The organism is Methylopila sp. Yamaguchi (assembly GCF_002897035.1).
GTDB lineage: Bacteria > Pseudomonadota > Alphaproteobacteria > Rhizobiales > Methylopilaceae > Methylopila.
Genome location: NZ_BAUX01000018.1, coordinates 48,412 through 70,989, shown reverse-complemented (window position 1 = coordinate 70,989; position 22,578 = coordinate 48,412). Strand labels below are relative to the sequence as shown.

19 protein-coding genes and 2 tRNA genes are annotated in these 22,578 nt (G+C 71.7%); 14 read left to right on the top strand and 7 right to left on the bottom strand.

Annotation, left to right across the window (positions count from 1 at the left end):
- Nucleotides 1–48: 48 nt before the first annotated feature.
- Nucleotides 49–1,191 carry a zinc-binding metallopeptidase family protein gene (locus tag METY_RS17905; protein ID WP_103122746.1) on the bottom strand — a complete coding sequence of 381 codons (1,143 nt, stop codon included), beginning with the start codon at nucleotides 1,189–1,191 and terminating at the stop codon, nucleotides 49–51.
- 203 nt (nucleotides 1,192–1,394) lie between these two features.
- On the opposite strand from METY_RS17905, the gene METY_RS17900 reads away from it, so the two are divergent.
- The 4 genes from METY_RS17900 to METY_RS17885 all read left to right on the top strand — a co-directional run bounded on the left by METY_RS17900 (nucleotide 1,395) and on the right by METY_RS17885 (nucleotide 8,722).
- Nucleotides 1,395–4,712, top strand: coding sequence for a transglutaminase family protein (locus METY_RS17900; protein WP_103122745.1), 3,318 nt, complete (start codon nucleotides 1,395–1,397; stop codon nucleotides 4,710–4,712).
- Nucleotides 4,713–4,905: 193 nt separating this feature from the next.
- Complete coding sequence (locus METY_RS17895) at nucleotides 4,906–7,254, top strand: circularly permuted type 2 ATP-grasp protein (protein ID WP_103122766.1); 2,349 nt, start codon at nucleotides 4,906–4,908, stop codon at nucleotides 7,252–7,254.
- On the top strand, nucleotides 7,251–8,129 hold the full coding sequence (locus tag METY_RS17890; RefSeq protein WP_103122744.1) for a transglutaminase family protein: 879 nt from the start codon (nucleotides 7,251–7,253) through the stop codon (nucleotides 8,127–8,129). Before METY_RS17895 ends, METY_RS17890 begins: the two co-directional genes overlap by 4 nt.
- Entirely contained in the window at nucleotides 8,126–8,722 is a 597-nt protein-coding gene (locus tag METY_RS17885; RefSeq protein WP_103122743.1) for a cytochrome b, read from the top strand. Before METY_RS17890 ends, METY_RS17885 begins: the two co-directional genes overlap by 4 nt.
- 9 nt (nucleotides 8,723–8,731) lie before the next feature.
- Here the strand turns inward: METY_RS17885 and METY_RS17880 are convergent.
- Nucleotides 8,732–8,808 (bottom strand) — tRNA-Arg (locus tag METY_RS17880).
- A 154-nt stretch (nucleotides 8,809–8,962) separates the two neighbouring features.
- Here METY_RS17880 and METY_RS17875 point away from each other — a divergent pair.
- Genes METY_RS17875 through METY_RS17865 form a run of 3 tightly spaced genes read left to right on the top strand, consistent with a single transcriptional unit; the run spans nucleotide 8,963 to nucleotide 12,247 of the window.
- Complete coding sequence (locus tag METY_RS17875) at nucleotides 8,963–9,850, top strand: cation diffusion facilitator family transporter (RefSeq protein ID WP_103122742.1); 888 nt, start codon at nucleotides 8,963–8,965, stop codon at nucleotides 9,848–9,850.
- A 46-nt stretch (nucleotides 9,851–9,896) separates the two neighbouring features.
- A complete protein-coding gene (locus METY_RS17870) occupies nucleotides 9,897–10,742 on the top strand; it encodes a thermonuclease family protein (protein WP_103122741.1) in 846 nt (281 codons plus the stop codon).
- Between the two features lie 17 nt (nucleotides 10,743–10,759).
- Entirely contained in the window at nucleotides 10,760–12,247 is a 1,488-nt protein-coding gene (locus METY_RS17865) for a M48 family metalloprotease (RefSeq protein WP_103122740.1), read from the top strand.
- Nucleotides 12,248–12,250: 3 nt separating this feature from the next.
- Here the strand turns inward: METY_RS17865 and METY_RS17860 are convergent, their stop codons facing one another.
- The gene (locus tag METY_RS17860; protein WP_103122739.1) at nucleotides 12,251–12,529 is read right to left on the bottom strand and encodes a BolA family protein; all 279 of its coding nucleotides are present in this window, start codon (nucleotides 12,527–12,529) and stop codon (nucleotides 12,251–12,253) included.
- 141 nt (nucleotides 12,530–12,670) lie between these two features.
- Here METY_RS17860 and METY_RS17855 point away from each other — a divergent pair, with 141 nt between their 5' ends.
- The 5 genes from METY_RS17855 (at nucleotide 12,671) to METY_RS17835 (ending at nucleotide 17,696) form a co-directional block, all read left to right on the top strand.
- Nucleotides 12,671–13,309, top strand: coding sequence for a J domain-containing protein (locus METY_RS17855; RefSeq protein WP_103122738.1), 639 nt, complete (start codon nucleotides 12,671–12,673; stop codon nucleotides 13,307–13,309).
- An 87-nt stretch (nucleotides 13,310–13,396) separates the two neighbouring features.
- Nucleotides 13,397–14,392 (top strand): cobaltochelatase subunit CobS, encoded by a 996-nt coding sequence (gene cobS / locus METY_RS17850; protein ID WP_103122737.1) that lies wholly within the window; start codon nucleotides 13,397–13,399, stop codon nucleotides 14,390–14,392.
- A gap of 26 nt (nucleotides 14,393–14,418) precedes the next feature.
- Nucleotides 14,419–14,808, top strand: coding sequence for a hypothetical protein (locus METY_RS17845; protein WP_103122736.1), 390 nt, complete (start codon nucleotides 14,419–14,421; stop codon nucleotides 14,806–14,808).
- 12 nt (nucleotides 14,809–14,820) lie between these two features.
- Nucleotides 14,821–16,710, top strand: coding sequence for a cobaltochelatase subunit CobT (gene cobT / locus METY_RS17840; protein ID WP_103122735.1), 1,890 nt, complete (start codon nucleotides 14,821–14,823; stop codon nucleotides 16,708–16,710).
- Nucleotides 16,707–17,696 carry an esterase-like activity of phytase family protein gene (locus METY_RS17835; protein ID WP_103122734.1) on the top strand — a complete coding sequence of 330 codons (990 nt, stop codon included), beginning with the start codon at nucleotides 16,707–16,709 and terminating at the stop codon, nucleotides 17,694–17,696. Before cobT ends, METY_RS17835 begins: the two co-directional genes overlap by 4 nt.
- A 131-nt stretch (nucleotides 17,697–17,827) precedes the next feature.
- On the opposite strand, the gene METY_RS17830 is transcribed toward METY_RS17835, so the two are convergent.
- From METY_RS17830 to METY_RS17815, 4 genes are all read right to left on the bottom strand, one after another.
- Nucleotides 17,828–17,904 (bottom strand) — tRNA-Arg (locus METY_RS17830).
- A 97-nt stretch (nucleotides 17,905–18,001) separates the two neighbouring features.
- Nucleotides 18,002–19,459, bottom strand: a complete 1,458-nt coding sequence (locus METY_RS17825; protein WP_103122733.1) for a sensor histidine kinase — start codon at nucleotides 19,457–19,459, stop codon at nucleotides 18,002–18,004.
- A 23-nt stretch (nucleotides 19,460–19,482) separates the two neighbouring features.
- Nucleotides 19,483–20,907 (bottom strand): dihydrolipoyl dehydrogenase family protein, encoded by a 1,425-nt coding sequence (locus METY_RS17820; protein ID WP_103122732.1) that lies wholly within the window; start codon nucleotides 20,905–20,907, stop codon nucleotides 19,483–19,485.
- On the bottom strand, nucleotides 20,904–21,704 hold the full coding sequence (locus tag METY_RS17815) for a TVP38/TMEM64 family protein (RefSeq protein ID WP_103122731.1): 801 nt from the start codon (nucleotides 21,702–21,704) through the stop codon (nucleotides 20,904–20,906). Before METY_RS17815 ends, METY_RS17820 begins: the two co-directional genes overlap by 4 nt.
- A gap of 277 nt (nucleotides 21,705–21,981) precedes the next feature.
- On the opposite strand from METY_RS17815, the gene rpmH reads away from it, so the two are divergent.
- Both rpmH and rnpA read left to right on the top strand, forming a co-directional pair.
- Nucleotides 21,982–22,116, top strand: coding sequence for a 50S ribosomal protein L34 (rpmH, locus tag METY_RS17810; RefSeq protein ID WP_020179492.1), 135 nt, complete (start codon nucleotides 21,982–21,984; stop codon nucleotides 22,114–22,116).
- Nucleotides 22,117–22,156: 40 nt separating this feature from the next.
- Nucleotides 22,157–22,561 carry a ribonuclease P protein component gene (rnpA, locus tag METY_RS17805; RefSeq protein WP_103122730.1) on the top strand — a complete coding sequence of 135 codons (405 nt, stop codon included), beginning with the start codon at nucleotides 22,157–22,159 and terminating at the stop codon, nucleotides 22,559–22,561.
- Nucleotides 22,562–22,578: the final 17 nt, after the last annotated feature.

Sequence of the window (22,578 nt, the reverse complement as noted above, 5' to 3'; positions counted from 1 at the left end):
CGCGCCCGAATCGGAAATTCGGGCGCGCCCTTCGGGCTTGGCCCAGCCTTACGCGACCTGACGGTCGTCCGGGGTCGGCGCCGGCTCGATGTCCGGCGTCTCCGGGAGGTCGTCGGCGGTCGCGCCGTGGGCGACGCGGCCGTGCACCAGCTCGTGGATGAACGACAGCTTGCTCACCACCGCCTCCGACAGCACGAAGGGATAGGGATCCAGCGCGCCCATCGAGCGGTTCAGCGCGTTCAGGGCGCCCGAGAGCGCGAGCCACGACTCCACGATCTCCTCGATCGTCGTATTCGGCGAGAACACGTCGAAATCGATCTTCGCCGTCAGCAGGTCCTCGCGGTCGACGCGCGGATCGACCCGGAAGCCCCAGGACCGGCCTGTGTCGAGCGTGTCGGTGATGTGGAGGTAGTGCGCCCAGGTCTCGGCGAAGTCCTCCCAGGGGTGGGCGGCGGCGTAGTGCGAGACGAACTCGTTCTGCCAACCCGGCTTCGGCCCGTTGGCGTAGTGGGCCTGAAGCGCCTGGTTGTAGTCCTGGGTGTCGTCGCCGAACACCGCGCGGCATGCTTCGAGCGCGCCGCCGTCGCGAACCAGCCGGTCCCAGTACCAGTGGCCAATCTCGTGCCGGAAGTGGCCCAGCAGCGTGCGGTAGGGCTCGCCCATGGCCGTCCGACGGCTTTCGCGCTCGGCGTCGTCAGCCTCGGCGAGGGCGATGGTGATGAGTCCGTCGTCATGGCCGGTCATCACATGCTGCCCGGACGCCTCGTCGTTGCTCAGGAACTCGAAGCCGAGTCCCTCGGGATGCTCGGCGCGGGTCTGGAGCGGCAGCTTGAGGCGGAGCAGGCTGTAGAACAGCCGACGCTTCGCGATCTCCATCTTCTGCCACAGCGCCACGTTGGCCGCGTCTGCGAGGTTCGGGACGACGAGGTTGTGGCGGCAGGCGAGGCAGAAGGCCTCGGCCTGGTCGCCCGGAACCATCCAGTTGCAGACCCCGTGCTCGTAGTTCGCGCAGTAGCGCCACGGGCGGTCGTCGGCTTTCGCCCCCACCGCGGTCCAGCCGCCGTCGGACGGCTCGAGCGCCAGCATCGCGTTCGACGCGGGCTCATAGCCGAGCGCGTGATTGCAGCGCTCGCACACGACGTTCTCGAAGAACACCACGTGGCTGCAGGAGGGGCACGAGAAGAGCTTCATAGTCGGACGTTCCTTTAGGCGCTCCCGCGCCGCCTTTGTTCGTCGCAGCAATGCGCGCCGCGGCGAAACAGTTCCGTCACGGGAGAAATTACTGTCGCGGTATCTGGGCGCCGCGCTCTATCGCGCATGGATGACGGCCCTTGCTGCGGCGCCGCAGGCGGTTAAGCTCACGCCCAATCAACCGGAGCGCCGACCCCCGCCAGATGTCGATCCTAGCCGCCCTGCGTCATGTCACGCACTACAAGTACGACCGTCCCGTCCAGCTCGGGCCCCAGGTGATCCGGCTCCGCCCGGCCCCGCACTCCCGGACGAAGGTTCCGTCGTTCTCGTTGAAGGTCAGTCCGGCGAACCACTTCATCAACTGGCAGCAGGACCCCTTCGGCAACTACCTCGCGCGCTTCGTGTTTCCTGAGCCGACGACCGAGTTCAAGATCGAGGTCGACCTGCTGGCCGACATGACGGTCTACAACCCGTTCGACTTCTTCGTGGAGGACTACGCCGCGGAGTGGCCCTTCGCCTACGAGGAGTCGCTCGCCGTCGATCTCGCGCCCTACCTCGAGACCGAGCCCGCCGGCCCCCTGCTCCAGAACTTCCTCGCGACGCTCGACCGCAGCGAGACCCGCACGGTCGACTTCCTGGTCGGCCTCAACCGGCTCCTTCAGCAGCAGACCGCCTATCTCATCCGCATGGAGCCCGGCGTGCAGACGCCGGAGGAGACGCTGACGAAGCGTTCCGGCTCCTGCCGCGACACCACCTGGCTGCTGGTGCAGACGCTGCGGCATCTGGGCTTCGCCGCCCGCTTCGTGTCGGGCTACCTCATCCAGCTGAAGCCCGACCTGGTCTCGCTCGACGGCCCCGCCGGCACCGACCACGACTTCACCGACCTGCACGCCTGGACCGAGGTCTACCTGCCGGGCGCCGGCTGGATCGGCCTCGACGCCACCTCGGGCCTGCTGACCGGCGAAAGCCACGTGCCGCTGGCCGCCACGCCGCACTACCGCACCGCGGCCCCGATCTCGGGGCTCGCCAGCTACGCCGAGGTCGACTTCGACTTCGCGATGACGGTCGACCGCATCGCCGAACGGCCGCGGGTGTCCTTCCCCTTCTCCGACGACAGCTGGGCCGCGCTCGACGCGCTCGGCGAGAAGGTCGACGCCGAGCTCGTCGCCAACGACGTCCGCCTCACCATGGGCGGCGAGCCGACCTTCGTCTCGATCGACGACTTCCAGTCGCCCGAATGGAACGCCGACGCCACCGGACCGCAGAAGCGGGCGCTGGCCGACGACCTGATCCGCCGGCTGCGCGACCGCTTCGCGCCCGGCGGCTTCCTGCATTACGGCCAGGGCAAGTGGTACCCCGGCGAGACCCTGCCGCGCTGGACCTTCTCGCTCTACTGGCGGAAGGACGGCAAGCCGATCTGGAAGAACCCGGACCTCATCGCCCGCGAGAAGACCTCCGACGAGGCCGACGTCGCCGGCGCGGAGGCCATGGCGCGCGGCGTGGCGGAACGGCTCGGGGTCGCGCCGGACAACGCCCAGGCCGCCTACGAGGACCCGTCCTACTGGCTGGTGCGCGAGGCGCAGCTGCCGGCGAACGTCGACCCCTCCAACCCGAAGCTCGAGGACGCCGAAGAGCGCGCGCGCCTCGCCCGCGTGTTCGACCGCGGGCTCAACACCCCCACCGGATTCGTGCTGCCGATCCAGGCGTGGCAGGCGCAAGGGGTGCGCTGGGTCTCCGAGCGCTGGGCCACGCGGCGCGGCAAGCTGTTCCTGTCGCCGGGCGACAGCGCGCTCGGCTACCGCCTGCCGCTCGGCGCCCTGCCCCATCTCAGCAAGAGCGACTTCCCCTACTTCTTCCCCGCCGATCCGGTGCGGGAGATGGAGCCGCTGCCGGACCCGGAGACGATCGCGCTCGGCCACGAGCAGCGCCGCATCTCGACGCCGGACCAGCCGGTCTGGCAGGCGCCGCCGACGATGCAGAACGAGATCGTCGGCTACGTCCGCACCGCGCTCTCGGTGGAGCCGCGCGACGGCAAGCTCTGCGTCTTCATCCCGCCGATGGAGTCGATCGAGGCCTATCTCGACCTGCTCGCCGCGATCGAGGACACCGCGGAGGAGAGCGGCCTGCCCGTCCAGATCGAAGGGTACGCGCCGCCGTTCGACCCGCGGGTCAACGTGGTGCGGGTCGCGCCCGATCCCGGCGTGATCGAGGTCAACGTCCACCCCGCCGCCTCGTGGCGGGAGGCGGTCGCGATCACCACCGGCGTCTACGAGGACGCGCGCCGGTCGCGCCTCGGCGCCGACAAGTTCATGATCGACGGCAAGCACGTCGGCACCGGCGGCGGCAACCACGTGGTGGTGGGCGGCGCGACGCCGCTCGACAGCCCGTTCCTGCGGCGGCCGGACCTGCTGAAGTCGCTGGTGCTGCACTGGCAGCGCCACCCGTCCCTCAGCTACCTCTTCTCCGGCCTGTTCATCGGCCCGACGAGCCAGGCGCCGCGCATCGACGAGGCGCGGCACGACCAGCTCTACGAGCTCGAAATCGCGATGGCCAACGTGCCGGCGCCGGGCGAAGGCTTCGCCCCGCCGCCGTGGCTGGTCGACCGGCTGTTCCGCAACCTGCTGATCGACGTCACCGGCAACACCCACCGCTCCGAGATCTGCATCGACAAGCTGTACTCGCCGGACGGCCCGACCGGCCGGCTCGGCCTCGTCGAGTTCCGCGGCTTCGAGATGCCGCCGGACGCGCGCATGAGCCTCGCCCAGCAGCTGCTGATTCGGGCGATGATCACGAAGTTCTGGAAGGAGCCTGCGCAGGGCGGGTTCGTGCGTTGGGGCTCCCGCCTCGCCGACCGGTTCATGCTGCCGGCGTTCGTCTGGGAGGACTTCCTCGACGTGCTCGACGAGCTCAAGCGCGCGGGCTACCCGCTCCGCGCCGAGTGGTTCGAGGCTCAGGCGGAGTTCCGCTTCCCGTTCTGCGGGCGCATCGAGCGCGAAGGCGTCTCGCTCGAGCTGCGCCAGGCGCTGGAGCCCTGGCACGTCATGGGGGAGACCGGCGCGATCGGCGGCACCGTCCGCTTCGTGGACTCCTCCGTCGAGCGCCTGCAGGCGAAGCTGACCAACGCTGACCCAGCCCGCCATGTCGTCACCTGCAACGGCCGCCCCGTGCCGCTGACGCCGACGCGGGTCTCCGGCGAGCAGGTCGCGGGCGTGCGCTTCAAGGCCTGGCAGCCGGCTTCCGGCCTGCACCCAACCATCCCGGTGCATGCGCCGCTCACCTTCGACATCTACGACAAGTGGTCGAAGCGCTCGCTCGGCGGCTGCGTCTACCACGTCGCCCACCCCGGCGGCCGGAACTACGACACCTTCCCGGTCAACTCCTACGAAGCGGAGGCCCGCCGGCTCGCGCGGTTCGAGGACATCGGCCACACCGGCGGATCGTTCGAGCCGACGCGCGAGACCCCGAATCCGTCCTTCCCGCACACGCTCGACCTTCGTCGTCCTGCCTGGCTCGGAGAGTGACGCGCCGATCTGTCCATCGCCAAACGCGGCCTGAGGCGCCATCGTCGCGGCGGCGATCGACGAGTCGCCCCCTCCGCCCGAAGAGCCTGGTGACGTGCCCACCGCGAAAGTCCTGACCCCGGCCGCGCCCGAACGCGCGGCCAAAGGCGCGCTCCTCGCCGGCTACCGTCCTCCCGTCGGAACCTACGACGAGATGATGACGGCCGACGGGCAGGTGCGGCCGCATTACCGCGAGATGATCGCCTCGCTCGCCCGCATGGACGAGGCCGAGCGCGGCCGCCGGTTCGCCACAGCCACGCAGTATCTCCGCGAGGCGGGGGTGTTCTACCGCGTCTACGGCGCCGTCGATCAGAGCGACCGGCCGCGGTCCTGGCCGCTGGCGCACCCGCCGCTCGTCATCGACCGGGAGGAATGGGCGACGCTCGAGGCAGGGCTGGTCCAGCGCGCGGACTTCCTCGAGAGGCTGCTCAGCGACCTTTACGGCGAGCGCGCGCTGGTGCGGGACGGCGTGCTGCCGCCCGCGATTCTCGGCCGCAATCCCGAGTTCCTGCGGCCGGTGGCCGACCAGGGCAAGTCCGGGCACCCGCTCATCCGCTTCATCGCCGTCGACCTCGGCCGGGGGCCGGACGGCCAATGGTGGGTGCTGGGCGACCGTACCCAGGCGGCCTCCGGCGCCGGCTTCGCGCTGGAGAACCGCGTCGCCACCTCCCGCGCGTTCCCCGACCTGATCCGCGACCTCAAGATCCAGCGTCTCGCGCGCTTCTTCCGCGACTTCCGCGAGACGCTCTATTCGCTCGACGACGGCAAGGGCGTGCGCGCCGGCCTGCTCTCGCCCGGGCCCCACAATGAGACCTACTTCGAACACGCCTATCTCGCCCGCTACCTCGGCCTGCTGCTGCTCGAAGGCGGCGACCTCGCGGTGCATGGCTCTTCGGTGGAGGTGCGCACCGTCGACGGCGCGAAGCCGATCCGCGTGCTGTGGCGCCGGCTCGACTCCGACTTCGCCGACCCGCTGGAGCTCTACGCCCGCTCGCGGATCGGCACGCCGGGCCTCGCCCGCGCGGTCCGCGCCGGCGGGGTCGAGCTCGTTAACGCGCTCGGCTCCGGCATCCTCGAGACCCGCGCGCTGCTCGCCTTCCAGCCGGCGCTCGCCAAGGCGCTGCTGGGCGAGGAGTTGAAGCTGCCGACGGTCGCCACCTGGTGGTGCGGGCAGGAGAAGGAGCGCGCCTTCGTCGCCAAGAACCGCGACCGCCTGTCCCTCGCCAACGCCTTTCCGCAGTCCGCGGAGGCCGGCGAGCGCCGTAGGCCGCTCGACCTCGGCATCCGCGCCGCGGATTCGGAAGGCTTCGCCGACATGCTGGAGACGAACGGTCTCGACGTGGTGGCGCAGGAGATCGTCGGGCTCTCGACCGCGCCGGTGTTCGTGGACGGCAAGCTGGTCGCCCGGCCGGTCACGATGCGGGTTTTCCTGGCGCGCGGCGCGGACGGCTGGCGGGTGATGCCCGGCGGCTTCGCGCGCACCTCGAGCTCGACCGACCCCAGCGCCGTCTCGATGCAGTCCGGCGGCCATTCGGTGGACGTCTGGGTGCCGGGCGACCACGTCGAGCGCCAGGTCTCGCTGCTGGAGAAGCCCGGCGGCGGCTTCGCCCGCCGGCTGCCGAGCGCGCCGCCCGCCCGCGCGGCCGACAACCTCTACTGGCTCGGACGCTACGTCGAGCGCGCCGAGGCCGCGACACGCCTGGTGCGCCTGCACGCCGCCCGGCTCGCGGAAGGCGAGCGCGTGGGCGAGCTGGAGCAGGTGGTGGGCGAGCGGCTCGCGGCGATCGGCGTCGACGCCGCGGTGGGCGACCCGACCGAAGGCCTGCTCGACCTCGCCGGCCAGGCCTTCGCCACCGCTTCGCGCATCCGCGACCGGTTCTCGCCGGACGGCTGGCGGGTGCTGGGCGAGATCGTCGACATGATCGAGACCTTCCGCGAGGAGCCCGGCGACGTCGCGGCGCTTGCGAGCGGCGTGCTCACCCGGCTGTCCGGCTTCGCGGGCCTCGTGCATGAGAGCATGTACCAGCATACGGCCTGGCGCTTCCTGCAGTCCGGGCGGCTGATCGAGCGCGGACGGGTCACCGCGCTGGTCGCCGCCGCGCTCGCGGGCGAAAAGACGCTGGAAGGCGGCCTGGAGGCGCTGCTGGAGTTCACCGACAGCCGCGTGACCTATCGCAGGCGCTACTCGGTGGACCTCACCCGCGAAACGGCGCTCGACCTTTCCGTGCTCGACCCGCTCAATCCCCGGTCCGTGGCGTTCCAGGTCAACGGCTTCAAGACAATCCTCGACGCGCTCCCCGGCCGACGCCACGGCGAGACGTTGGACATGCTGTCGCGCCGCGCGGTCCGGCTGCAGTCGCGGCTCACCACAGGCCACCCCTCCGAGATCGACGAGGCTTTCCTGAAGCGGATCGCGGACGATCTCGCTGGATTGTCCGACCTGCTGTCGCGGCGGTACTTCGGCGCCGGCCCGGCGCTGGCCGAACGGCTGGAAAGCGAATGATCTACGACCTCGTTCTCAAGATCGGCTACGACTACCCCTCGGAAGTGAAGGACGCGCGCCACATCCTGCGGGTGCGGCCGCGGGCGGGGCGGGGCCAGAAGGTCACCGGGACGCAGGTCACGATCGTTCCCCGGCCGGACGAGCAGACGGCGGAACGCGATTTCTTCGGCAACGCGCTCGACCACCTGCTGCTGCTGCCGCCGCACGCCGCGCTCTCCGTCACCATGAAGACCCGGGTGACGGTCACGCGCCCGACGCCCGATCTCGCGAACACGCCGACGGTCGCCGCCGTCCGCGGCGCGGCGGCGTTGCTGCGGGATCCGGGCCCCGACGGTCCGATGCACTTCCTCGGACCGAGCCGTCTCATTCGGCTGGGCGAGACCTTCACCGCCTACGCCGAGGCGGCGCTGGACGACGAGGCGGCGATCGGCGAGGCGCTGCTGGCCTTCTCCAAGCGCATCAAGGCCGATTTCAAGTACGCGCCCGGCGCGACCACGGTCGACACCCCGGCGGAGGAGGCCTTCGCCCGGCGCGAGGGCGTCTGCCAGGATTTCGCTCATGTGATGATCGCGAGCCTGCGGGGGATCGGGATTCCCGCGGCCTACGTCAGCGGCTTCCTGCGGACGGAGCCGCCCAAGGGCCGCCCGCGGCTGGAGGGCGCCGACGCCATGCATGCGTGGGTCGACGTCTGGCTGGGCGAGGAGAGCGGCTGGATGGGGTTCGACCCCACCAACGGCATGGTCACCCTCGACGACCATATCGTGACCGCGGTCGGCCGGGACTACTCCGACGTTGCGCCCATCGACGGCGTGCTCATCACCGCGGGCCCCCAGAAGACGCGCCACAGCGTGGACGTCGTTCCCGTCGAAGCGTGAGCGTCCAGAGCCGTGAGATCGCCGCCGCGGCGGGGCGGCCGGACGGCGTCGCGTTCGACTCGCCAAGGCGCTACGGCCTCGTCACCCGGCTGTTCCACGGGACGCTCGCCGCGCTCGTGCTGTGGCAGTTCACGATCGTCGCGCTCTACAAAATCTTCGGTGAGACCCCGTGGCTGAATGGGATCGCCCGCTTCGGCCCCCACGGCTACGTCGGCCTCGCGGTTCTCGTGATCGCCGTGTGCCGGTCGCTCTGGCGCCTGAGCCAGCTGCGCCGCCAGCCGCCGCAGGAGCGCGGCGCGCGCGGCCGCCTCGCCCGGCTCAGCCACCTCGCTCTGCACGCCCTCATGATCGTCGTACCGGCGCTCGCCCTCGTCCGCATCTACGGCAAGGGCAAGGGCCTGGAGATCGGCGGAGTCACCCTCATTCCCGCCACCGGCCGCGAAGAGCCATGGCTGATCGCCGGCCCCGACGCGCTGCATGGGCCGCTGTCCTGGGCGCTGCTGGTCCTGATCGCGGGCCATGTCGGCATGGCGCTCGCGCACACGCTGGTCTGGCGCGACGGGACTCTGGGGCGGATGTTCGGCCGGCTCTGAGCTGAAATCTGGCGATCCCGGGAGGGCTCGAACCTCCGACCTACGGTTTAGGAAACCGTCGCTCTGTCCAGCTGAGCTACGGGACCGGCCGGCCGCGGTCGTAGCATGACCGATCGCGTTTTGCACGGGGGAGCGCGGCGGGTTTCGCGACCGCCTCGCAGTTGCGAACTCAGCGGTTGAACGGCTGTCGCCGGTCCGCTAAGCGCTCCGCTTCCGATCACGCGCGAACGGCGGGCGAGCATGGACCAGACCGCGAAGATCGCCCTCGGAAGCATCGTGGTCGGCGTTGCCGTGCTGGCGCTGAAGACGGTCGCCTATCTGCTGACCGGCTCCGTCGCGCTCTACTCGGACGCCGCCGAGAGCGTCGTGAACGTGGCGGCGGCGGTCGCGGCCTTCGTCGCAGTGCGGCTCTCCGCAGCGCCGCCCGACCGCAACCACCCCTACGGCCACCACAAGGCGGAGTACCTCTCGGCCGTGACCGAGGGCGTGCTGATCGTCGTGGCGGCCGCCGCGATCTTCAACGAGGCCTACCGCTTTTTTCTTGATCCGCGGCCGCTGGAGCTGACCCCGCTCGGCATTGGGGCGAACCTCGCCGCGAGCGCGATCAACGCCGCCTGGTGCGTCCTGCTGCTTCGGCGCGGCCGCGCCCTGCGCTCGCCCGCGCTCGTCGCTGACGGCAAGCACCTGATGACCGACGTCGTGTCCTCGATCGGCGTGCTCATCGGCATCGCCGCCGCGGTCTGGACCGGCAAGGCCTGGCTCGACCCCGCCATCGCCTGCCTCGTCGCCGTGAACGTGCTGTGGTCCGGCTTCCAGCTGGTGCGCGCCTCGGTCGGCGGGCTGATGGACGAGGCCGCCGACGACGCCACCGTCGCCCGCATCAAGGGCGTGATCGCCGCCAACGCCGACGGCGCGATCGAGGCCCACGACCTGCGCACGCGGCAGGCGGGGCGGCTGACCTTCGTCGACTTCCATCTGGTGGTGCCGCGGGACCTGCGCGTCGCCGAAGCCCACGACATCTGCGACCGCATCGAGCGCGCCCTGCACGAGGACGACGCGGACACGATCGTGACCATCCATGTCGAGCCTGACGAGAAGGCGAAGCACGCCGGAATCATCGTTCTGTAAGCCCGACGTTAACCCCCCGTCCACCACGCGGAACCTACCCTCCGGCGTGCTCCACACTGCGCGCGCCTTCCTGACAGGCCCCGCCCTCGCCCTGCCGGCGACGACCGCGCTCGCCCTGCTTCTGGCCGCTCATTCCGCCCTCGCCGCGCCCTGCGTCCTGTCCGCCAAGGCCGAGAGCGTTCGGGCGGAGCGGGCGCTCGACGGCGACACCGTCGCGCTCGCGGACGGACGGACCGTGCGGCTCGCCGGGATCCTCGCGCCCAAGGCTCCGCTCGGGACGCGGGAGGCCGACTGGCCGCTGGCGGACGCCGCCGCGACCGCCCTCCGCGGCCTCGTCGCGGACCGCCCTCTGGCCCTCCGGCCCGCGCTGGCGAGCCCGGACCGTCACGGCCGGGTGGTCGGCTACCTCGCCGCCGAAGGAGCGGCCGATCCCGCTGGCGTTTCGGCCGAGTTGGCGGCGCGCGGCCTGGCCCGGGTCGCCGCCGATCGGGCGGGGCGTGACTGCCGCGCCACGCTCCTCGCCGCGGAGGACGGCGCCCGCCGCGCGAGCCTTGGTTTGTGGACAAATACGTACTACGAGGTCCGAGACGCCGCCGACGGCGACGCTCTCGCGGGCGCTGTCGGTCGTTTCGAGATCGCCGAAGGACGCGTGGCGAGCGTCCGCACCGTGAACGGACGGCTTTACGTGAATTTCGGACGCCGCTGGCGCGACGCTCTCGCGCTGGTCCTGAGCGAGTCGGCCGCAAAGCGGCTTGGCGGCGCCGAAGCTCTCGGCCTGGCGCCCGGCGCGCGCCTGCGGGTTCGCGGCATGATCGAACGGCGCCTCGGCCCGACGATCGCCGTGACCGAGGCCGCCCAGATCGAACGGCTCGGCCTGGCGAGCGCGAGATGACGGGAGGGGCTTGCGGCATGACGGGCCTCGGCGGGCGGCATCGGGATAAGCGGAGCTTCGCCCTGCGTCTCGCAGTGCTTGCGAGCGTCGCGGCGTTGCTCGCCGGCTGCGGCAGCTTTGGCGGCGAGAAGCCGACGCCGCAGCCGATCGTTCCCGCCTCCGCGCCCAAGGTCGCCCCCGCGCCCACCGCCGTCAGCCAGGAGCAGGCGCGCATCGCCGCGGCCTATGGCGGCGTCTACTCCAAGCCCGATCTGGTGACGCTGCTCAACTCGGTGGCCGACCGGCTGGCCGCAGCCTCCGAACGACCCGACCTGCGCTACAAGGTGACGCTACTCAACTCGCCGCTGATCAACGCCTTCGCCCTGCCGAACGGCAACCTCTACGTCACCCGCGGCCTGCTCGCCGTCGCCAACGACACTTCCGAGATTGCGGCGGTGCTCGCGCACGAGATGGCGCACGTCACCGCCCGCCACGCCTTCCAGCGCGCCGACGAGGAGCGCAAGGCGGTGTTGGTCAGCCGCGTCGTCTCGGACGTACTGGAGGACCGCGAGGCGGGAGCCGTCGCGCTCGCCAAGAGCAAGCTGTCGCTCGCGAGTTTCTCCCGCGCGCAGGAGCTGGAGGCCGACCGCATCGGCGTTCAGAACATCGCGCGCGCCGGCTTCGACCCGTACGGCGCCTCGCGCTTCCTGCTGTCCATGGGCCGGCAGTCCGAGCTCCGGAGCGCGGCGCTCGGTCAGAAGCCCTCGCAGCCCGGCCTCGATTTCCTGTCGACGCATCCCTCGACGCCCGAGCGGGTGCAGCTCGCCGTCACCGCGGCCCGCCAGATCGGCGCGCCGGGCGTGGGCGAGCGCGACCGCGACGCCTACCTCGTGGCGCTCAACGGCACGACCTACGGCGACGACCCGGCCCAGGGCTTCGCCCGCGGGCGCCGCTTCCTGCACCCGCGGCTGGGGTTCACCTTCCTCGCGCCCGAAGGCTTCACCTTCGAGAACGGCTCCGAGGCGTTGCTCGGCGTCGCTCCCGACGGCCGGGCGCTGCGCCTCGACGCCGCGCGGCTCGGCTCCAGCCAGACGCTCGAAAGCTACATCGCCGAGAACTGGATCGACGGCGTCGAGCCGGGGCCGGTCGAGAAGCTCGAGGTCAACGGCATGGACGCGGTCACCGTCGTCGCGCGCGGCAAGGAGTGGACCTTCCGCTTCGCCGCGGTGAAGTTCGGCGCGGACGTCTACCGGCTGATCTTCGCGGCCCGGGAGCTCACGCCGGACATCGACGAGGGCTTCCGCGCCTCGCTCGCGACCTTCCGCCGCCTGACGCAGGCCGAATCCGAGCAGGCCCAGCCGCTGAAGATCGAGGTCGCGACCGTGCGGCCCGGCGACACCGAGGAGACGCTCGCGCGCCGCATGGCCGTGACCGACCGCGCGCTGGAGCGCTTCGCCGTCCTCAACGGCTTCGCCCCGGGCGACCCACTGCAGGCCGGCCTGCGCGTCAAGGTGATCGGCGAGTAGCCGCTACGGCCGGCCCGGCTCCTCGGGGGCGCGGGCGTCGATGGCGAGGGCGTGGACGGGGCCGGCGAGCTCCTCGGCCAGCAGCGCGTTGACGCGGCGGTGGCGGTCGACCCGGCCGAGGCCGGAGAACGCCGCGGAGGTCACCTTCACGCGAAAATGGGTCTCGCCTTCGGGCCGCGCCCCGGCGTGGCCGGCGTGGAGGTGGCTCTCGTCGATCACGTCGAGCCGCGTCGGCGCAAGCGCCTCCACGAGCTTGGATTCGATCCGCGCGCGCACGCTCATGGCGGTCCTTCCCTTGGGTTCGGCGAAGCAGCCGCGATCTGGGTCGCGCCCGATCGCGGCGTCAAGCCCGCATCATGCCCCTCTCCCTTGCGGCCGCGCGTTCTTGTTCGCGGTCCGCCCGCCCCCCATAATGCCAGCATCATGAAACTCGACAGCCCATGGTTCGACCGGATCCGGGTGGCGCGGGGCGAAAGCCGTCCGCAGCCGCAGGTGACGAGGTGCGACCATCCCGGGTGCCGCGAGCCCGGAGTTCACCGGGCTCCCAAGGGCCGCGAGCGGGAAAACGAGTACTGGCGGTTCTGCCTGGCGCATGTCCGCGCCTACAATCAGAATTACAACTTCTTCTCCGGCATGTCCGACGAAGCGGTGATGGCCTACCAGAAGGACAGCCAGACCGGGCATCGTCCGACCTGGACAATGGGCCAGAACGCCGCCGGCGCGACGCCCGAGGCCCGCGCCAAGGCCGAGCGGGCCCGCGGCGGCAAGAACCGCGGCTGGGCGAGCGGCTTCGCCTTCGACGACGCGTTTCACATGTTCGACGAGGACGGCCCGAGCGGGAAGCCTCAGAAACCCGAGCGCGAGCTCAAGAACGTCGAGCGCAAGTCGCTCGAGGCGCTCAACCTGGGCGCCAGCGCGAGCGGCGAGGAGATCAAGGCGCGCTACAAGGAGCTGGTCAAACGGCTGCATCCGGACGCCAACGGCGGCGATCGGAGCACCGAGGACAAATTGCGCGAGATCATCCAAGCCTATAACTATCTCCGATCCGCCGGCTTCTGCTGACCCGATCGCCCATTTCAAGACGCGCGCTGAGCTGACGAAGCGCGCCCCGGTCCCGCGCGACGCCGTCCGGGATCGCCTGGAGGCCCCATGACCGACGCCCTCGACGCTCCGCTCTCCTCCCCGACGCCCGACATGAAGGTGTCGGTCCGGCAGGTGTTCGGGATCGACAGCGACCTCGAGGTTCCGGCGTTCGGCGAAGCGCAGGGCGCGGTGCCGGACCTCGACCCCGATTACCTGTTCGACCACGACACGACGCTCGCGATCCTCGCCGGCTTCGCCCGCAACCGCCGCGTGATGGTCACCGGCTATCACGGCACCGGCAAGTCGACCCACATCGAGCAGGTGGCCGCCCGGCTCAACTGGCCCTGCGTGCGCGTCAACCTCGACAGCCACGTCAGCCGCATCGACCTGATCGGCAAGGACGCCATCGTCCTCAAGGACGGCATGCAGATCACCGAGTTCCGCGACGGCATCCTGCCTTGGGCGCTGCAGAACAACGTGGCTCTGGTGTTCGACGAGTACGACGCGGGCCGGCCGGACGTGATGTTCGTGATCCAGCGCGTGCTGGAGCAGTCGGGCAAGCTGACGCTGCTCGACCAGCGCCGCGTGCTGCGGCCGCACCCTGCCTTCCGCCTCTTCGCCACCGCCAACACGGTCGGCCTCGGCGACACCTCGGGCCTCTATCACGGCACCCAGCAGATCAACCAAGGCCAGATGGACCGCTGGTCGATCGTCACGACCCTGAACTACCTCGCGCACGACAAGGAGGTGGACATCGTTCTCGCCAAGTCGCCGCGCTACCAGAAGGAGAAGGGCGGCCGGGACACCGTGTCCAAGATGGTCCGGCTGGCCGACCTCACCCGTCAGGCCTTCATGAACGGCGACCTGTCGACCGTGATGAGCCCCCGCACCGTCATCACCTGGTCGGAAAACGCCGACATCTTCGGCGACGTCGGCTTCGCGTTCCGCCTGACCTTCCTGAACAAGTGCGACGAACTCGAGCGCAGCCTGGTGGCCGAGTTCTACCAGCGCTGCTTTGGCAGGGAGCTGCCGGAGAGCGCCGTCAACGTGGCGATGAGCTGACGCGCCGCCCGAGCGCTGGAGACGTCATGGCCACCGCGGCGGATCTCGCTCCCGGACAGGCGTGGAGCTATCGGGACGCGCAGCTTCCGAGCTCGCGGGTCGTGATCGGTCGGATCGACGGCGCCGGCGCCTCAAAGGTGGCGTCCGTCTCGATCGTGGACGCGCCGTTGCCGGACCCGGAAACGGGCGCGCTGGCGCCACGGCTCGTGGAGCACGCGCCGATCGCCATCGACGCCCTGCTCGCGAGCCTGCTGCGGCGCGAGGGAGAGGCTCCGACGCCTGAGGGCTTCGAGGGCGGCTACCGCCTCTGGCGGAACGCCTTCGACGCGGGCCAGGGCGGCGTGTTCACGCTCGGCGTCGCGGAGATCGTTCGCATGTTTCAAACCGCCCTCGCCCCCCAGCGCGCGGCGCATTAGCGGAGGCGTCCCATGTCCGGATCCAACCGCAAGCCCGGCGAAAAGGCCGCGGCCCCGTCCGAGCCGTTCAAGCGTGCGGTCGCGGGCTGCCTGCGCGCCATCGCCGGCGATCCTGAGATGGAGGTCGCCTTCGCCCCGGAGCGCCCGGCGCTGACGCCGGGCAAGGCGCGGCTGCCGGAGCCCCCGCGCAAGCTGACGCCCCAGGACGTCGCGATCCTCCGGGGTCACGCCGACTCGATGGCGCTGCGCGTCGCCTGCCACGACGCAAAGACCCACGCCCGCCTCGCCCCGCAGGGCACGGAGGCGCGCGCCGTGTTCGACGCCGTCGAGCAGGCGCGCTGCGAGGCGATCGGCGCACGGCGGATGGCGGGAACCGCCGGCAACCTCACCGCGATGCTCGAGGACCGCTACCACCGCGGCCCCTACGCCGAGATCACCGACAAGGCCGACGCGCCGCTGCAGGACGCGGTCGCTCTGCTGGTGCGCGAGAAGCTGACCGGCCGCAAGCCGCCCGAGGCGGCCGCCAAGCTCGTCGACCTGTGGCGGCCCTGGCTCGAAGAGCGGGCCGGCCCCGACTTCGCCCGGCTCGACCGCGTGGTCGAGGACCAGAGCGCCTATGCCCGCGCGATCCGGGATCTGCTGACCTCGCTCGACATGGGCGAGGAGCTCGCCTCCGACCGGCAGGAGAGCGACGACGGCGAGGAGAGCGACAACGGCGATCCCCCGACGCAGGAAGGCGAGTCCGCCAACGCGCCCGAGGATTCGAGCGACGGCGCGGACCCCGCCGAAACCGACGCCTCCTCCGAGGCCGACGACGACGCCGAGCAGATGGAGGCGGCCGACGCGCCGCCCACCGACGCGCCCGACGACGACGAACTCGGCGAGGCCGAGGAGGCCACCGAGCCGTGGCGGCCGCAGGACAGCCGCCACGCCGAGCGCGAGAAGCCGGACTACTTCGCCTACACCACCAAGTTCGACGAGGAGGCGCTGGCCGAGGAACTGTGCGACCAGGAGGAGCTGACCCGGCTGCGGTCCTATCTCGACAAGCAGCTCGCGGCGCTTCAGGGCGTGGTCGGCCGGCTGGCGAACCGCCTGCAGCGCCGCCTGCTCGCCCAGCAGAACCGCGCCTGGGACTTCGACCTCGAGGAAGGCATGCTCGACCCGGCGCGCCTGTCCCGCGTCGTGGTGGATCCCATGAGCGCGCTGACCTTCATGCGCGAGCGGGACACCGAGTTCCGCGACACGGTGGTCTCGCTGCTGATCGACAACTCGGGCTCGATGCGCGGCCGGCCGATCACGGTCGCGGCCACCTGCGCCGACATTCTGGCGCGGACCCTGGAGCGCTGCGGCGTGAAGGTCGAGATCCTCGGCTTCACCACCCGCGCCTGGAAGGGCGGGCAGTCGCGGGAGGCCTGGCTCGCCGCCGGTAAGCCGATGGCGCCCGGCCGCCTCAACGACCTCCGCCACATCATCTACAAGGCCGCCGACGCGCCGTGGCGCCGCACGCGCAAGAACCTCGGGCTGATGATGCGCGAGGGGCTGCTGAAGGAGAACATCGACGGCGAGGCGCTGGCTTGGGCGCACGAACGGCTGCAGCGCCGGCCGGAGCAGCGCCGCATCCTGATGGTGATCTCGGACGGCGCGCCGGTGGACGACTCGACGCTCTCGGTCAACGCCGGCAACTACCTCGAGAAGCATCTGCGCCGCGTGATCGAGGAGATCGAGATGCGGTCGACGGTCGAGTTGATCGCCATCGGCATCGGCCATGACGTGACGCGCTACTATCGCCGCGCGGTCACCATCGTCGACGCCGAGGAGCTCGGCGGGGTGATGACGGAGAAGCTCGCCGAACTGTTCGACGAAAAGGCTCCCGCCGCCCGTGGGCGACGGGGCCACGCGTGAGGCGTTCCGGCCGCGCGTTCGTCCGCGGCCTCGCGCTCGCCGGCTCTCTCGCGTTCGGCCTCGGCGTCTCCGCCGCGCAAGAGACGCCGGTCGCGGTCGCCGCCTCGCCGATCGCGCGCTTCGATTCCGCCACGCCCGTCGGCGGGACCTACGGCAAGCTCGTCTTTCTTGGCGGATTGACGCTGTCGTCGCGGGACAAGGATTTCGGCGGGCTCTCCGGCCTCAGGCTGTCCGACGACGGCCGCCGCTTCACGGCGATCAGCGACCGCGGCAACTGGTTCCGTGGGGTGATCGCCTACGACGGCGCGACGCCGACCGGAGTGAGCGGCGTCGTCCGGGAACCGATCGTCGGGCCGCGCGGCCCCCTGCCCGGCCGACGGGGCGCCGACACCGAATCGCTCGAGATTCGCGGCGGCGGCGCCTGGATCGCCTCGGAGCGCGTTCACGAGGTGCTGCGCTTCGCCCTTGACGCGGAGGGACGCGCCGGAGCGGGCCGCCCCATAAAATTGCCGAAGGCCGTCGGCGGCGCGCCATCCAACGCCGGCTACGAGGCGATCGCCACGCTGTCGTCGGGCGCGCTGATGATGATCGGCGAAAACTATCTCGACGCCGCGGGGAACAACCGCGCCTTCGTGGTCGGGAGCAAGACGCCGTTCGAGTTTGCGGTGAAGCGCCGCGAGGACTTCTCCCCGACGGACGTCGCGCGGCTGCCCGGCGGCGGCTTCGTGCTGCTGGAGCGGCGCTACGTGCCGCCGCTGTCGCTTTCGGTCCGCATGCGACGGCTGCCGGAGGCCGACGTGAAGGCCGGCGCGGTGGTGGACGGCCCCGTGCTGATGGAGGCGACGCTGTCGCAGGCGATCGACAACCTCGAGGGCGTCGCGACCCACCGCGGCCCGGACGGCCGCACGGTGATCACCGCGGTCTCAGACGACAACTTTTCCGGCTTTCAGCGCACCGTCCTGCTGCAGTTCGCCCTGCCGGACTGAGTCCCGCGCGGACCACGCCGCGCGCGGCCATGGTCGCCGGCGCGAGCCTCGCGGCCAAACCGGCCGCCGGCGCAGGTCTGCGGCGCGCGCCGAGAGCGCCCACAAGCCGTCCGTTCGCATCTGAAGAAGAATGGCGCGCCCGAAAGGATTCGAACCTCTGACCCCCAGATTCGTAGTCTGGTGCTCTATCCAGCTGAGCTACGGGCGCGCTGGCCGGGGGCGGTGAAGCCCCTCGGCGGAGGCCGGTGTGTTAGCCGCTCGCCGCGGGGAATGCAAGCGGCCCGGCGCAGGAAAAACGACGCCCATCACGCGCTGGCGCGCTGACGCGCGTGCTCCTGCAGGTCGATCGGGCGATCCGGCACGGTGATGCGGAAGGTCGCGCCCAGGGCGCCGTCCACCAGGCTGATGGAGCCGCCGTGGGCGCGCACCAGCTCCGCGGCGATGGCGAGGCCGAGACCCGTGCCGCCGGTGCGGGTGGAGCCCTGGAAGGGCTCGAACAGGTGCTCGCGCGCCTTCCGAGGCAGGCCCGGGCCGGTGTCGGAGAACTCGAGCACCGCGACGGCGCCCTCGCGCCTGCCGGAGATCCGGATCTGGTCCCGGTCCGGGTCCGGGGCGCCCCGGCCCTCGAAGGCCTGCAGCGCGTTGCGGCCGAGATTGAGCAGGATGCGGAACATCTGGTCGGGGTCGGCGTCGATCGTCAGCCCGCGCTCGACCGCGGCGGAGAACCGCACGGGGCCGCCGGGCGCCACGCCAAGCGCCGTGCGGACGTCCTCGACCACGTCGGCGAAGGCCACCGGCCGGCGCTGCGGCGGACGCTCCTGGGCGCGGCCGTAGGACAGCGTCGACTGGCAGAAGGCGATGGCCCGGTCGAGCGTGGCGATCAGCTTGGGCGCGAGCTTCTGCACCGTCGGGTCCGAGACCGTCCCGAGCCGATCGGACATCAGCTGGGCGGAGGCGAGCAGGTTGCGCAGGTCGTGGTTGATCTTCGAGACCGCGAGGCCAAGCGCTGCGAGCCGGGACTTCTGCTGCAGCTGGCCGTGGATCTCGCTCTGCATGCGCTCGAGCTCGGCCTCCGCGATCCCGATCTCGTCGGCGCGGTCGGAGGCGACCACGATGCGGCTCGCGTCCTCCGGCGCCTCGGCGAATCGCACCATGGTCTCGGTCAGGCGGCGCACCGGGCGCACGATCATCCGGTCAAGGGCGAGATAAACGAGGCCCGCGGTGGTGGCGGAGATCAGCAGCGAGAGCAGCAGCACGGTGCGCGAGAACGCCAGCATCGCCTGGCGCAGCTGCGTCTCGTCGACGACGATCTCGATGAAGTCGCCCTGGTTCGGAGCCACGTCGACCACCCGGGCGAGGCGCTTGTGGCCGTTCAGCAGCGTGTCGAAGGCGTCAAGGATCGCCGCCGCGTCGTCCGGATCGCGCCGGTCGATGGTGACGGCGACCTCGCTCGGCATCTCGGCGACGGCGAGCAGACGCCGGGCGTCGCCGGTCTTCAACACCAGGGCGAGCGCGTCGACGCTCTTCAGCAGACGGCGGGCGAGCGTCTCCTCGACCGCGCCTTCAGGCGCGGCGTCGAGGGCGAGAGCCGCCGTGCGCGCCCGGTTCACCTGATCGTCGATGTAGTTGAGCCGGAAGTTCGCGATCGTCGGCACGTAGACGAGGATTTCCGCCATCATCACGAAGACGACGGTGAGCCCCAGCAGCTTGCCGGACAGGCCGAGCTTGCGGCGGAGGTGGACGTTGGGGGAACTGAGCGTCATGACGACCGGTGGCGCGCGCTTCTTCAGGGCAGCTTCCGCACGAAGCGGATGATGCGGCCGACCCAGGGGTTCGTCAAACGGTCGGCCACGTGGAGGATCGCCGCCCGCCGCGAAATCTCGCCGAGCGTGGGGTAAGGCAGCGTCAGGGAGGCGATCTCCGTCAAGGCCCATTTCTTCTGGACCGCCGCCGCCCACAGGTGGATGAGCTCGCCGGCCTGCTCGCCGGCGAGGCTCGCGCCCACCACCCGGCCGCGTCCGTCGGTGATCACCTTGAGATGGCCCGCGACCCGGCCCTCGGCCCGCGCCCGGTCGTTCTCGTGGAACGGCCACCGCCACACGCCGATGGTCTTGTGCGCCGCGCGCGCGGCGTCTTCGTCGAGGCCCACGCTCGCGATCTCGGGGTCGGTGAAGGTGACGCGCGGAATCGGCGTCGCGTCGAAGGCGGTCGGCAGGCCGAACAGCGCCGCCCGCACCACCAGCCCGCCCTGATGGCCGGCGACATGGGTGAAGTTCGGCCCGCCCGCGGCGTCGCCGGCGGCGTAGACGCGCCGGTTCGAGGTGCGCAGCGAACGGGACACCGTGAGCCCCGCCGGGGTGTGGCGAACGCCCGCCGCCTCGAGCCCAAGGTCGGCCAGCGCCGGCGTGCGGCCCGCGGCGATCAGCAGATGCGTGCCGGCGATCTCGCGCGGGCCCGCGCCCTCGTCGATCACCAGCGCCACGCCGTCCGCGACGCGCTTGGCGGCGACCACCGTCACCCGCGCGTGCAGCGCGACGCCCTCGCGCTTCAGGGCGCCCAGCGTGTGCGCCACGATCTCGGGGTCTTCGCGGGCGAGCGGGGGGCCGGCGTCGACGATCGTGACCTCGGAGCCGAGCCGGCGGAAGGCCTGTCCAAGTTCGAGCCCGATAGGTCCCGCGCCGAGCACCAGCAGGCGCTCCGGCAGCGCCGCGAGACCGAACACGGTCTCGTTGGTCAGGTAGGGCACGGCCGCGAGGCCCGGCACCGGCGGGATCGCGGGGCGCGAGCCGGTGGCGATCACCGTGCGCCGGGCGCGGATGCGCAAGGCCCCCGCCTCCACCGTGCGCCTGTCGACGAAACGGGCGGCGTCGCGCACCACGCGGACGCCGAGCGCGGTGTAGCGGGCTTCGGAGTCCGTCGGCGCGATGGCGGCGACGACGCCGCGGACGTGCGCCATGACGGCGGCGAAGTCGACCGCCGTCTCGCCGGCGCGCACGCCGAAGGCGCCCGCGGAGCGGACCGCGTGGGCGCGCTTCGCCGCGGCGATCAGCGCCTTCGAGGGCACGCAGCCGACGTTCAGGCAGTCGCCGCCCATCTCGCCCTTCTCGATGAGCACCACGGAGGCGCCGAGACCGGCGGCCGAGGAGGCGATCGTCAGACCGGCGGAGCCCGCGCCGATGACGCAGAGATCGGGCGTCAGGATGTCGCTCACGCGGCGGGCCCCTTGCGTCGGCGCAGGCGCTTCGCGGCGACCGGTAGCAGCGCGACGACCGCGAGGCCGCCGAGCGCCAGCAGGATCGGCGTCGAAACGAGGGTGGAGGGATCGAGCCGCGCCGCGCAGTCCGCGCCGCCGCGGGCGAGACAGGCGCCGCGGCGCTCCGCCTCCTGCGCCACCACGCCGCCGAGCCCCGCGCCGACGAAGGCGAAGGCGAAGGTTCCGGGCACGATGCCGAGCGCGGTCGCCGCGACGAAGGTCTTCAGCCGCACGCCGAGCGCGGCCGGCGCGAGGTTCACCACGAAGAACGGAAACACCGGCGCGAGCCGGAGAAAGAGGAGATAGGAGAAGGCGTCCTCGCGAAACCCGTCGGCCAGCCGGGCGATCGCCCCCCTGGCGCGGGCGACGAGCGCGTCGCCGATCGCCGTGCGCGCGATGAGGAAGACGACGGTCGCGCCCGTGGTGGCGGCGACGACGGCCAGCGCTCCGCCGAGGAGCCCGCCGAACAGGAAGCCGCCCGTCAGCGTGGCGACAAGCGCGCCGGGCAGCGACATGGCGACCAGCGCCGCATAGACCGCGACATAGGCCGCCGCAGCGACCGGGCCGTTTCCGGCGACGAAGCCCTGAAGTGCCCCGGCGTGGGCGACGAGGGCGTCGAACGACAGGAGGCGATGAACGCCGCCGGCGAACGCGGCGGCGACGAGCGCGAGGAGCAGGAGGACAGGCCCGAGCCGGCGCCACAGCGGGCGCCGCGGCGGAAGCCTGTCGTCCAGCGGCTGGTCAGATGCGTCCATACCGCCCTTATAGGCTGATCCGCCGCCCGCGCGAGAACCGTCGACAGCCTATCGCCCCGTTCACTTCGCCGTCAGAGGAAGGGTCGATCGGCCCCCGGGCAGACCGAGGAGGCGGCCCTAGTGGCGCGCGACGCCGTTGACTTGGACGGGGCCTGACCCTTATAAGCCGCCCCGTGCCGCGCCCGCGTCTGACGCGGGCCGTTTTGTTTTGGCCGCGCCGCGCCAGCTTCACGCCGGAGGGCGGGGCGGAACGGTCGCGACGACCGGAGAGTGACCCGTGAAACGGACCTACCAGCCCAGCAAGCTCGTTCGCAAGCGCCGCCACGGCTTCCGCGCGCGGATGGCGACGGTCGGCGGCCGCAAGGTGATCGCGGCCCGTCGCGCCAAGGGCCGCAAGCGCCTCAGCGCCTGACGACGGCGGATGCGTCGCGCCGCCTCCGGCTGGGACGCCGATGCCTAAGATCGCGGACGGGCTCGACGTGATGCGCCGCCGCGCGGATTTCGTCGCGGCCACCCGCGACGCCGTGAAGATCGGCGGACCACTCGTCGGCCTGCAGATGCGCGACCGCAGCGATCCCGCCGCGCCGCCCCGTGTCGGCTTTACCGTGACGAAGCGCGTCGGCGGCGCCGTCGAGCGCAACCGCATGAAGCGGCGGCTCCGGGTCGCCGCGCGGCTGGCGATCGCGCCTTCGGCGCGGCCCGGCTGCGACTATGTGCTCGTAGCGCGGCGCGCCGTGCTGGACGCCGAGTTCGCCCGCATCGTACGAGACGTCGGCGACGCCTTGCGCCGCGCCCATGGTCGAGCCGACCGCGGTCCCTCGGACCGCGCGTCCGCCGCCCCTCCCCCGCCTGCCTGAGGACCGCCCCAAAGCGG